The organism is Mucilaginibacter sp. 22184, assembly GCF_052045695.1.
GTDB lineage: Bacteria > Bacteroidota > Bacteroidia > Sphingobacteriales > Sphingobacteriaceae > Mucilaginibacter.
This window is the reverse complement of record NZ_JBQEPI010000006.1, coordinates 477,733-488,712: the sequence shown is the minus strand read 5'-3', so window position 1 is coordinate 488,712 and position 10,980 is coordinate 477,733. Positions and strand designations below refer to the sequence as shown.

The 10,980-nt window shown below is 39.3% G+C and carries 10 protein-coding genes; 3 read left to right on the top strand and 7 right to left on the bottom strand.

Annotated features, from left to right (window positions below):
• From ACTJKG_RS15885 to ACTJKG_RS15875, 3 genes are all read right to left on the bottom strand, one after another.
• The coding region (locus ACTJKG_RS15885; protein WP_440739795.1) for a hypothetical protein at positions 1–382 on the bottom strand (382 nt) is incomplete at its 3' end.
• A gap of 135 nt (positions 383–517) precedes the next feature.
• Positions 518–661, bottom strand: coding sequence for a hypothetical protein (locus ACTJKG_RS15880; RefSeq protein WP_172336849.1), 144 nt, complete (start codon positions 659–661; stop codon positions 518–520).
• Between the two features lie 74 nt (positions 662–735).
• Positions 736–879, bottom strand: coding sequence for a hypothetical protein (locus tag ACTJKG_RS15875; RefSeq protein WP_172336850.1), 144 nt, complete (start codon positions 877–879; stop codon positions 736–738).
• A 520-nt stretch (positions 880–1,399) separates the two neighbouring features.
• On the opposite strand from ACTJKG_RS15875, the gene ACTJKG_RS15870 reads away from it, so the two are divergent.
• Positions 1,400–2,839, top strand: coding sequence for a tetratricopeptide repeat protein (locus ACTJKG_RS15870; protein WP_172336851.1), 1,440 nt, complete (start codon positions 1,400–1,402; stop codon positions 2,837–2,839).
• Positions 2,840–2,861: 22 nt separating this feature from the next.
• Here ACTJKG_RS15870 and ACTJKG_RS15865 read toward each other — a convergent pair whose 3' ends face one another.
• The 3 genes from ACTJKG_RS15865 to ACTJKG_RS15855 all read right to left on the bottom strand — a co-directional run bounded on the left by ACTJKG_RS15865 (position 2,862) and on the right by ACTJKG_RS15855 (position 6,200).
• The gene (locus tag ACTJKG_RS15865; RefSeq protein WP_172336852.1) at positions 2,862–3,164 is read right to left on the bottom strand and encodes a hypothetical protein; all 303 of its coding nucleotides are present in this window, start codon (positions 3,162–3,164) and stop codon (positions 2,862–2,864) included.
• A gap of 222 nt (positions 3,165–3,386) precedes the next feature.
• Positions 3,387–3,755, bottom strand: coding sequence for a helix-turn-helix domain-containing protein (locus ACTJKG_RS15860; RefSeq protein WP_172336853.1), 369 nt, complete (start codon positions 3,753–3,755; stop codon positions 3,387–3,389).
• Positions 3,756–3,902: 147 nt separating this feature from the next.
• A complete protein-coding gene (locus ACTJKG_RS15855; RefSeq protein ID WP_440739794.1) occupies positions 3,903–6,200 on the bottom strand; it encodes an ATP-dependent helicase in 2,298 nt (765 codons plus the stop codon).
• A gap of 643 nt (positions 6,201–6,843) precedes the next feature.
• Here ACTJKG_RS15855 and ACTJKG_RS15850 point away from each other — a divergent pair.
• Together ACTJKG_RS15850 and ACTJKG_RS15845 are read left to right on the top strand one after the other, a co-directional pair.
• Positions 6,844–8,433 carry a P-loop NTPase fold protein gene (locus ACTJKG_RS15850; protein ID WP_440739793.1) on the top strand — a complete coding sequence of 530 codons (1,590 nt, stop codon included), beginning with the start codon at positions 6,844–6,846 and terminating at the stop codon, positions 8,431–8,433.
• A 12-nt stretch (positions 8,434–8,445) separates the two neighbouring features.
• On the top strand, positions 8,446–9,222 hold the full coding sequence (locus ACTJKG_RS15845; protein WP_440739792.1) for an AAA family ATPase: 777 nt from the start codon (positions 8,446–8,448) through the stop codon (positions 9,220–9,222).
• 239 nt (positions 9,223–9,461) lie between these two features.
• Here ACTJKG_RS15845 and fabV read toward each other — a convergent pair whose 3' ends face one another.
• On the bottom strand, positions 9,462–10,655 hold the full coding sequence (fabV, locus tag ACTJKG_RS15840; protein ID WP_440739791.1) for an enoyl-ACP reductase FabV: 1,194 nt from the start codon (positions 10,653–10,655) through the stop codon (positions 9,462–9,464).
• Positions 10,656–10,980: the final 325 nt, after the last annotated feature.

The following is a 10,980-nucleotide window of genomic DNA, read 5'->3' as shown; positions in this document are numbered from 1 at the left end:
CGAAATCAGCCTGACCTAAATCTTTCTTGGTACCGGCAGCAAAATCAGCTTGACCCAAATCTTTCTTGGTACCGGCAGCAAAATCAGCCTGACCTAAATCTTTCTTGGTACCGGCAGCAAAATCAGCTTGTCCCAAATCTTTCTTAGTGCCAGCAGCGAAATCAGCCTGACCTAAATCTTTCTTGGTACCGGCAGCGAAATCAGCCTGACCTAAATCTTTCTTGGTACCGGCAGCAAAATCAGCCTGACCCAAATCTTTCTTAGTACCTGTAGCAGTGTTCGTTTTTTTATCGCCATCCGGTGTAGAGGCATTTGAAATGTGAGCTACTGAAGTTAAAAAAAGGCTTAGCGCTAAAGCAGCTGCGGTCATTGATTTTTTCATGATTTTTTAAATTTTGAGGGGGGAGAAGTAAATATTTTTTATTTATGAATTGCTTATTAATTTAATACTGAGCGTACGTTTAAGTGCCCACTAGTATTAATAGTTATTTTATTATATATCAGAAATTGGCAGATCTCAATCAGCATTGCCCAGATCTCTTTTAAATTTGCTTGCAAATGATTGTACCTCGGTAAAATCGGTATGTTGATGTTCTTTTTTGCAAGATGAAAAGATGCCGGTAAAAACGATGGCAAAGGCTATGATGATCAGTTTTTTCATGATATATTATTGTTAATGTGCTGTTTGATTATTGTTGAGGTGTACACAATACCTCAAAATTTTAAATTGTCAGATTAGTCTGCGGTTCCTAAATCCCTTTTAAAAGGGGTAATAGTTTTAGTGAAGCTTACTGTCTGAGGCTCTTCAGCTTTTTTTGTTGATGAAGACAAAACTCCTGCACTTGTAATGAATAGTGCTAATAGGATGGTTTTTTTCATGGCGGTTAATATTTATATTGTTACTCTGTTTGATTAATTATTATTTAATAGTATTTTAACTCCTGTTTAAATACTAAAAGCTTGCAAATTTTTGTGCTCCATTATAAAGTCTTTGAAAAATAAGGGAGCTCTTAATTTGATCGAATTCATCTTGTTTCTTGAAAAAAAATGGTAGTTTTAATGATTATAACTTTTTATATAAAATAATTTTTTAAATTTTTTTATTCATTTTTAAATGAACAGACAATAAGATAATTATACATATGATGTCTAAATATTTTTATGCTATTAAATTATAGCTTAATGGTATTTTTTTGTTTAATAATTATAATAAAAAAGCAAATAATATTCATTCAACTAATTGTATATCAATTAATTAACAATGCAAATATAAATATGTTTTTGGTTTTTGAACAAAAAAAATAAAAATATTTTTCCACACGGTTTTTTTGAGCCGTTATTAGATATATTAACGCTTATTTCATAACTTTCACGCTAAATTGAACGTAAGAGTGCTTTAATGAGAAAAACCTATATTCTCCTATTGGTATTTTTTGTATCATTTGCTGTACACGCAAATGATTTTAATGAAGCGACTGCAACAGATACCAACGCGGTAATAAAATTAAATAAACAGGCTTTTGCCAATCGTTTAACAAGTCCTGAACAAACAATTATTGATGCAACGCAGGCTTTAGCAATGGCCAAAAAGCTGAATTATTATAATGGCATTGGCGAGGCATACCGTATTGTCGGCATCGGGAGATCCTATCTTAACCAATCTGAAAAGGCCTTTGATAGTTACCTTAATGGGGTTGCCTATTTCATTAAAGCTAATAATTTGGCAGGTGAGGCAAAGATATATAATAATATGGGTAATTTATTCCGTGATCAGGACTATAACCGCTGCCTGGATTACCTGAATAAATCGCTCGCGATAGCCACTAAAATAAAGGATCAGCACCTGATAGCGGCTTTAGGCTTAAATTTAGGTAATGTTTATACACGTAAAAATAGTTTTCAGCAAGCATTAAAATACTATGATCAAAGTATGGTTGTTTTTGAAGAACTAAAAGATAATGTAAATGTTGCTCAATGTGTGCTTAACAAAGGTTTTGTTTATTACAAACTTAATCAGTATGATATAGCATTGAAACTTCTGCTGGAAGCCCGGGACTCGGCCAAACAACAGGATTTGAATGAAACCGTTGCCAGCATTAACCTTACACTTGCTTCATTGTATATGGCTCAAAAAAAATATACGGAAGCCGAACAGGTTGTAAGGGAGGGTTTGGCTTATGCTACACTCGTTAAAGATCCTAAACTTAATTATGATTACAAGCATACCTCGTACGAATTGGAATATAGCCGGAAAAACTATGAACGTGCTATTTTTTATTTGCGGGAGATATACAAAGAAGATAGTGTAACCTTTAAACAAAATACCTCGGTGCAAATAAGGCTCATGGAGGCTAAGCGCAAACAAGAAGAGCAGGTAAAAGAAAATGAACGTGTAGCCGACAAGCAGGCTTTTGAACGTTCGCGTTTTTGGGCGGTGAGCACAGTGGCCGGTTTATTATTGGTTGTTATTGGATTATTGGTAGGTAATGTGAAACGGAAGGCAAAGACCAACGCGCAACTTACCATGCTTAACGAAGAAGTTTTAAGACAAAAAGATAACCTCGACAGGATAAATCATCATCTGGAGGAAATCATCGATGAAAGAACAAAAGATCTGCAGATTAAGAACAAGAAGCTTTCTGAACACTCTTCTTATCTATCTCACCAGATCAGGGGGCCAATCGCTACGCTGCGCGGTCTGATAAACCTGGAGCGGGAGGGATTGGTTAACCAGGAAGAGTGTATTACCATGATGGATAAATGCGTTTCGGAAATTGACGAAAAAATAATTGAAATGAGCGACATGCTGCATGGCCCTTCTCATAATAGTAATTCCTGAAACAGTATTTTTTTTATGATGCTTAACCCAGGTTAAATGCAGCTGGCCATGAAGAATGTATCTGTGCCTCAATAAGCCCAAGATAAATACAATACCTGGATATCATTTGCAGTATAAGCAATTGCCGGTGTTTATTATAACCCTCAGTTTCAAAGGCAAGTGTTTCATCTCCTGCGGTAACAAAAAATCTCACTTCGCCCTGCCTCGGTTTAAATCTTGATTGTAAAAGATCGAATACCTTAACTTTAAGTTTGCTTTTGGGGTCGTGGATGGTCCCATCTTTCAAAGCCTGGTTTTTTGAAATAGATATCAGATAATTTGACATAAACACTTTTTACGATAAAAAATGTTTATGTCACAATTTTTACTCCAATTTTAAATTATAAGGCATATTAAATGAAATTATGTTCATTTATATTCCTTTCTCTTGAAAAATTTACTAAGATTAAATATTGTTAACCAGTATTTAACCAATTTAATGGTAATTTATATCAGAATGTGTTGTGCAAAAGATGTAACTGTAAGGTTTACAGAACACATTATTAAATTATAGGACTAAAATACTTTTGTTTCGTAATTCTTCGTAAAGTAAAATTACTTTGCGTTGCAGGCTTGCGATCTCCGATTCCCGGTCTACCAGTTTTTTCTGGGCTATGCTCAGGTTTGATGGAGCAAGGTCAACTTCACCTTCTTCAACACTTAATATTTGTGCAACCGTTATTTCAAATATATTAGCGATCTGTTCCAGACGCGAAAGATTGATATCAGTTACACCGGTTTCGATCTTGGAAAAAGCCGGGATAGAAATACCTAAACGGTTTGCTATATCTTCCTGGCTCCACCCGCGTTGGTGGCGTAAGGTTCTGATGTTTTTTCCAACGGATTTGTTTGTTTTCTTTTTGGTGCTGTCGTTCATATCAATGTTTCCTCATAATTAACTGAGTAAACATATCCAAACGGTATGCCATCATTAATTTCCCTTAAAACTATCCGGAATAACTTATTGTTAAACGGGATGCTTAAAAAAGTGGGGAATTATTTACACAAAAAAAATGCTTAACCCTCAGTTGATATTATTTATGATATGCAATTTGGCAAACTTGAGCAGCAATTGTTTCTGGCCTATTTCCTTAAAAAATATAGTAGCTTTAATGTCGGGCTTATTGCCTTCCAGACTCAATACCTTTCCAAAACCAAAACGTTCATGTTCCACTTCCATGCCAACCTGCAGGTTTGAAGTATCAGACGGTTTAAAATCTGGCGATGGCACGTGTGCTTTGGCCAGTATTGATGTTGTTTTAACCGGGGCAGATGTTGCTGGTTTGGGCTTAGAGAACGCGTCGGCTTGTTTGCCGCTGCTCCAGGCTTTGCGGTCATCGTCAAAAAAGGCGCTGCTACCGCTGCTTGCGGGCTTCGCACTGTAGTCGAGCTCCAGGTATTTGGCATCTATCTCATCCAGGAAGCGGCTTGGCTCGCAACTGATAAGTGTACCAAATTTGAACCTTGAGGTAGCATAACTGATGGTCAGTTTGGTTTCAGCACGTGTAACGGCTACATAAAACAGGCGGCGTTCCTCTTCCAGATCGCTGCGCGAGTTGAGCGACATTTGTGAAGGGAACAGGTTCTCCTCCAATCCCACCACATATACCTGCGGAAACTCAAGACCTTTGCTGGAGTGGATGGTCATTAATGATACCGTATCAGCGTCTTTATCCTTGTCTTTATCGTCATTAGTGAGCAGGGCTACATCCTGCATAAAAACATCGAGGCCTTTTTCTTCGATATCTTCCCGTTCAGAGAATTCCTTGATACCGTTCAGTAACTCCTGGATGTTCTCATAACGGTTAAGGCCTTCTACCGATTTGTCTTCATACAAGTCTTTCAGTAAGCCGGAGTGCTGCGCGATATAAAGTGCCGATTCATAAGCCGATTTTGACTTCGCCAACACCTGGAAACTCTGTATCATGGTAGCGAATGTAGCCACCGCTCCCGAAATCTTTCCTTCCAGGTATTTGCCTGGCTCCGCTATCACTTCCCAAGGGGTAATACCATGCTGATCGGCACTTACAATGATCTTATCAACCGAAGTATCACCAATACCCCGTTTAGGGTAATTGATCACCCGTTTCAACGCCTCTTCATCGTTAGGATTAAAGGTAAGCCGGAAATAAGCTATAAGGTCTTTAATCTCCTTACGCTGATAAAAAGACAAGCCACCATATATTTTATAGGGAATACCCAATTTGCGTAAGGCCTCCTCCATGGAGCGTGACTGCGCGTTGGTGCGGTACAGAATCGCAAAATCATGCCATTTACGCCCCTTCAGGCTGCGATCCTGCATAATGGTTTCGGCTACCATTTTACCTTCCTCGTTATCGCTGAAGGCACGCATTACCTTTATTTTATCACCGCTTTCTTTTTCAGAGAAAACGTTCTTTTTAAGCTGATCCTTATTATTGCTAATGATGCTGTTGGCAACATTCACAATATTTTGGGTTGAGCGGTAGTTTTGCTCCAGCTTAAACACTTTCAGGTCCGGGTAATCCTTTTCAAAGTTGAGGATGTTCTGGATGTTGGCCCCGCGGAAGGCGTAGATACTTTGCGCGTCGTCGCCCACCACACACAGGTTTTCATTTACCGCAGCCAGTTTTTTAACGATCAGGTACTGAGAAAAGTTAGTATCCTGATACTCATCCACCATGAGGTATTTGAACTTATGCTGATACTTGTTTAACGTATCAGGGTGCAGTTTAAGCAGCTCATTGGTTTTGTACAGCAAATCGTCAAAATCCATAGCGCCTGCCCTGAAGCAACGCGTGGCGTAAGTTTGGTAGATAAGCCCCAATTGCCCGCGTCCGCTCGAAAAATCATCAGCTTGTATCTGTTCGTTTTTCTGGTACTCCTGCCACGAGATCAGGTTGTTTTTGGATGCTGATATACGGTTAAGTACAAAGTTTACATTATACAGCTTATCATCCAGGTTCATCTCCTTTAAAATAGCCCGCAGCACGCTTTTGCTGTCGTCGGTATCGTAGATGGTAAAGTTGCTCGGGTAGCCAATTTTGTCGGCCTCCACGCGCAGTATCTTGGCAAAAACTGAGTGGAAAGTGCCCATCCATATGTTTTTGGCTTCGGTACCTACCACATGGGTAATACGCTCGCGCATTTCGCGGGCAGCCTTGTTGGTAAATGTAAGTACCAGTATGTTAAAGGAGTCGACACCCTTGCGTACCAGGTGTGCCACCCTGTATGTAATAACCCTTGTTTTGCCAGATCCGGCGCCGGCAATAATCATTACCGGCCCTTCGGTTTGCTCAACCGCAGCTCTTTGTTCGGGGTTTAAACCCTGTAGATAATCCAAAATCTTGTCCTCTTTTCTTGAATCAGCGAAATTAAGGTTTTGAGCCGAAAGGGGAAAGTAAGATTAGCCCTGAACCGGATAAAAATATCAACAATAGTAAAAGCGCGAAAAATGAGTGTGCAAAACTTTTGCCCAGATGCTGGCCCTGATTTTTATCGGCAGAAAATAAAACTTACAAAATTCAAACCGTCTCCTGCTTCAATGGGACTTTTTAAACCTGTATTTTAACACTTTTTTGTTCAAAACAGGCATGGAATTGACTTGAAATCGCTCAAAAGCTCATTCTAAACCACCCTTTTTAACACTTTTTAACAAATTTTTGATGGCTTTTACAAACCTTTAAAAAGTATTAGCTTATTGATAATCAAATAACTATATGCAAGCAGGTTGGTTTTTGGATTATTTTGTCCCTTTAACCAAACAGCCCTACTTACAATTTTCAAAGTAAGCAGGGCCGCTGATGGATGTATTTAAAGATACGAAAAATGTTCGGGAACTGCAACCCTCTCAAAATCTCCCCCGAAGGGGGAGAACTTCAAAAGCTTAGTTACGTCTTTTTATTACAACTCATTATTATAACTCAATTACATAGTTCTATTATTCAAGGGTAGCTTTTCTATGTTTAATTTCATAGATTTAAAATATGCCCAAAAAAGAATTGACCTATATCGAAACCACGAATTTAACGAGTGAGTTTGAACAGCATTTGAGTGACAAATTTAATGAGAGGATATTATTTTCTGCTCCTTTTGGAGCAGGAAAATCAACATTCCTGAAAAAGTTCTTCGATGAGACAGAAGATTATATTGTACTTAAACTTTATCCAGTCAATTATTCAGTTGCCCCTAATCAAGATGTTTTTGAACTAATAAAATACGAATTGTTATATGAATTATTGAATAGATTTCCTGAAGAAATAGAGCTAAATCAGGATCAATTCTCGATGTTACTCGTTAGTCAAATGTTTTTTTTACATCAGATGAAGATTGATTTACCATTGAAACTTTTGGCAAAAGCTTCTTCATTGGTTCCTGGGGGCGATACTGCAAACGATACAATTGTAGATGCAGTGACCCAAACGATTAATTCCTTTAAAGACTACAAGAAGAATGTAAATAAAACAGAATATGATATGCTAAAAGATCATATAAAAGCTGTTCAAGGTCAAAAAGGGCATATTTATGAGTGTGATGATATAACACAACTCATTATTTCTTTGTTGGAGCGAATTAAAACTAAAAAAATAGAAACCAAGCCTACTATAAAGACTGTGCTTTTGATCGATGATTTGGACAGACTCGATCCTGAACATGTATTTAGGTTATTTAACGTATTCTCTGCTCATTACGATGACGCAACAGAGTCTAATAAGTTTTTCTTCAATAAGGTAATATTTGTATGCGATGTCAAAAATATTAGAGAGATGTTTAGTCACCGATATGGATTTAATGTAGAGTTTACAGGATATATAGACAAATTTTATTCAACTGAGGTGTTTAATTTTAATATTAAAAAATATTTAAAAGAGTCATTATCTATGATATTTAATGAGTCTGTTTATTATCCTTATGAAAATTTCGGTGTTGGGGGTATTGGCAATTCATTAGTTGAACGATATTTATTGAAACCCCGTCAAATAGTTTACGAGGCAATGATATCTATTCTTAAAGACATGATTGATTTGAATATAGTTAGAATAAGGAATTTTAGGCGCTTTAATAAGTATACATTGCCTAATAATGTAATTGAAACAAAATATGGGTATATAAACGAAGTCTTTTTTCCAATTACTGTATTGTTTACCAATTTAGAAAAGCTGTTTATTCACCAGATTGATATAGAAAATTCATTTGAACTACTGTATAAAAATTATAAAAGTAGCTATGATTTGATTAATCCGACGAACAGGAGTTTGGAGGATCAAAAGGCGCTTAACTTAATACATTATAGTCTGCCCTTCATCTTGGATGAGCATATTATATTTGGAAATGATCAAAAGAAGGACGTGCAATACTCACAAGCATTTAATAATGAAAATAACTTAAAGATATTTATTGTATATACTCTTAATTACGATTGGGATAATTCAATTTGGTGGCCAAAATATATCAAATGTACACTCGAAGAAAACTCTGAGGACGGGAGCTCACAGAACTCGAGTGTCTTACGTCCAAATCCATATTGGTTTATTTTAATGGCATACAGAAATTTCAAAGGCAGAAAATCGTCTTAAATTTACCAGCCCATGGAAGCAAAGCCCTATCTGCAGCAAATATCCCTTAAGCGCGAGGCGGTACCGTCGTTCGAGGCGTACCCTTTTCATGTACCTGCGGTGAAGAATTTGCCGGTAATGAAGTTTCATCCGGATGTTACCTTTATTGTTGGCGAAAATGGCTCGGGTAAATCAACATTGATAGAAGCCATTGCCCTGCACATGGGTTTTGGTATTGAAGGCGGCAGTAAAAGCGTGCAAACCAAAACACATCAAAATGCTTCGGTTTTGTTTGAATATTTGAATAGCAGTAAAAGCTATCGCAAGCCATCTGATTATTTCTTTTTACGTGCCGAGAGTTATTATAACGTAGCCACATACCTTGAAGAATTGGACAAAGAGGAGAAGGCGAACCACGGGAAAGGCGATTACGTGAAAGACAACTATGGTGTAAGCTCCCTGCACGAGTGCTCACATGGCGAATCATTTATGGCTACGTTAACTCACCGGCTTTCGGGCAACGGGCTTTATATTTTTGATGAACCCGAAGCGGCTTTATCGCCTGCGAGGCAACTGGCGGCCCTATCGGCCATTCATGAGCTGGTACAGGCCAATTCGCAATTTATTATAGCTACGCATTCGCCTATTTTACTGGCTTATCCCAATGCGCTTATTTATCAGTTGGATGAGGAAGGCATACACAAAGTAAGCTATGAAGAAACCGAACATTTCAGGCTCACCCAGTACTTTCTGAACAATCATCAGGAAATGACACGGACGCTGATGGGGGATCCTTTGAATCTTTCCTAAAGAATATAACGCTGGATGTCATGGTGAGCGCGTCGAACCATGGCGGGTAGGCCTCTGCGCAGGAGTCTTCGACAAGCTCAGACTGACAGGCCTTTTTTTTTATGCGAATCGTAATCAAAAAAACATGTCATTGCGAAGTATGAAGCAATTTCTTCACTATTCTTACTAATTAAGAACGCGACGAAATTGCTTCACCGTTCCTTCTCGCAATGACATGGTTGGTTAATTTAGCTGAGGTTTTATCCTACCAACCCCGGTATCTCTACCATTTCGTCAACATCTTCCTGGTAGTTTACGCCGGGAACGTCAAAGCCAAACAGGTTCAGGAAATCGGTTCTGTAGCCTGCCAGGTCGCCAATTTGGGGTAGGGTTTCGGTGGTTGCTTCCAGCCATAGTTCGGCTATTTGCGCTTGTACTTCGGGGTTCATTTCCCAGTCGTCTACACGGATACGGCCTTCGGCATCGGTAGGTATGGCACCACCGGTGTACAGGCGTTGGTCAAATAAGCGCTGTATCTGTTCAATACAACCTTCCTGGGTGCCCTCGGCTTTCATGATCTTGTAAAGTAGTGAGATATATAGCGGGATAACCGGTATGGCCGAACTTGCCTGGGTTACCAGCGCCTTGTTTACCGATACCAGGGCTTTACCGTTGATATCTTTTAATTGCTCGCTGATCTGTTTAGCAGTAGCCTCCAAATGATCTTTGGCCTTGCCGATAGTTCCTTTGCGGTATACTTTTTCGGTAACTGCTGGGCCAATGTAGGAGTAGGCGACGGTGATAGCGCCATCGGCCAGTACACCGGCGGCTTTCAGGTCGTTGATCCAGAATTGCCAGTCTTCGCCGCCCATCACGGCTACGGTATTGGCTATTTCTTCGTCGGTAGCAGAATTGATAGAAATTTCGGATACCACACCGGTATGAAAATCGACAGTTTTATTGGTAAAAGATTCGCCGATAGGTTTTAATACAGAGCTATGAGTTATACCGGTTTTAGGATTTGTACGACGGGGTGATGCCAGACTGTAGATCACCAGGTCAACCTGTCCCAGGTCAGCTTTAATCAGGTCGATAGTTTTTTGTTTGATCTCGTCAGAAAAAGCGTCGCCATTGATGCTTTTGGCGTATAAACCGGCTTCATGAGCTTGTTTTTCAAAAGCGGCGGTATTATACCAGCCTGCAGATGCCGGTTTGCCCGGTGCTGGTGGTTTTTCAAAATAAACGCCCACGGTGGCCGCACCAGACCCAAACGCGCTGGTGATCCTGGAAGACAGGCCGAAACCGGTTGACGCGCCAATAATGAGCGCTTTTTTGGTGCCTGCGGGGTTGTTTTTTGGTTTAACGTAATTGATCTGGTTAATTACGTTTTGCTCGCAGCCTTTTGGATGTGTAGTTAAACAAATAAAGCCGCGAATTCTGGGTTCAATGATCATAATGTAAAATTGATTTTAACAATATCGGGGGCATATATAAGCAAACTTTTTCTAAAATGGTTTTAAAATTTTTAAGGAGAGGGTTGAGGGCATAGAAGTGGTGCGGGATAACACCGATCACAGGCTGAAATAAGTTCCCCTCTTGAGAGGGGGCGCGTGGGGTTGAGTAGTAGCAGGGGTGTGTTCATCAAGCAGAAGAACACACCCCTACACCCCTCTCAAGAGGGGAATCGCGCCAACCTGCGCTCGTTTGCAACGAGTGCTTATTGTAGTTAAGCGATTGCATCGCTCTTGCGTTTTAAACGCAAACCCATGTTAAGCACTC

Excerpts from the sequence above, each read along its gene's own strand:
- ACTJKG_RS15860 (WP_172336853.1), bottom strand. The coding sequence starts at position 3,755 with ATGAACGACAGCACCAAAAAGAAAACAAACAAATCCGTTGGAAAAAAC.
- ACTJKG_RS15875 (WP_172336850.1), bottom strand. The coding sequence starts at position 879 with ATGAAAAAAACCATCCTATTAGCACTATTCATTACAAGTGCAGGAGTT.
- ACTJKG_RS15850 (WP_440739793.1), top strand. The coding sequence starts at position 6,844 with ATGCCCAAAAAAGAATTGACCTATATCGAAACCACGAATTTAACGAGT.
- ACTJKG_RS15865 (WP_172336852.1), bottom strand. The coding sequence starts at position 3,164 with ATGTCAAATTATCTGATATCTATTTCAAAAAACCAGGCTTTGAAAGAT.
- ACTJKG_RS15870 (WP_172336851.1), top strand. The coding sequence starts at position 1,400 with ATGAGAAAAACCTATATTCTCCTATTGGTATTTTTTGTATCATTTGCT.
- fabV (WP_440739791.1), bottom strand. The coding sequence starts at position 10,655 with ATGATCATTGAACCCAGAATTCGCGGCTTTATTTGTTTAACTACACAT.
- ACTJKG_RS15880 (WP_172336849.1), bottom strand. The coding sequence starts at position 661 with ATGAAAAAACTGATCATCATAGCCTTTGCCATCGTTTTTACCGGCATC.
- ACTJKG_RS15845 (WP_440739792.1), top strand. The coding sequence starts at position 8,446 with ATGGAAGCAAAGCCCTATCTGCAGCAAATATCCCTTAAGCGCGAGGCG.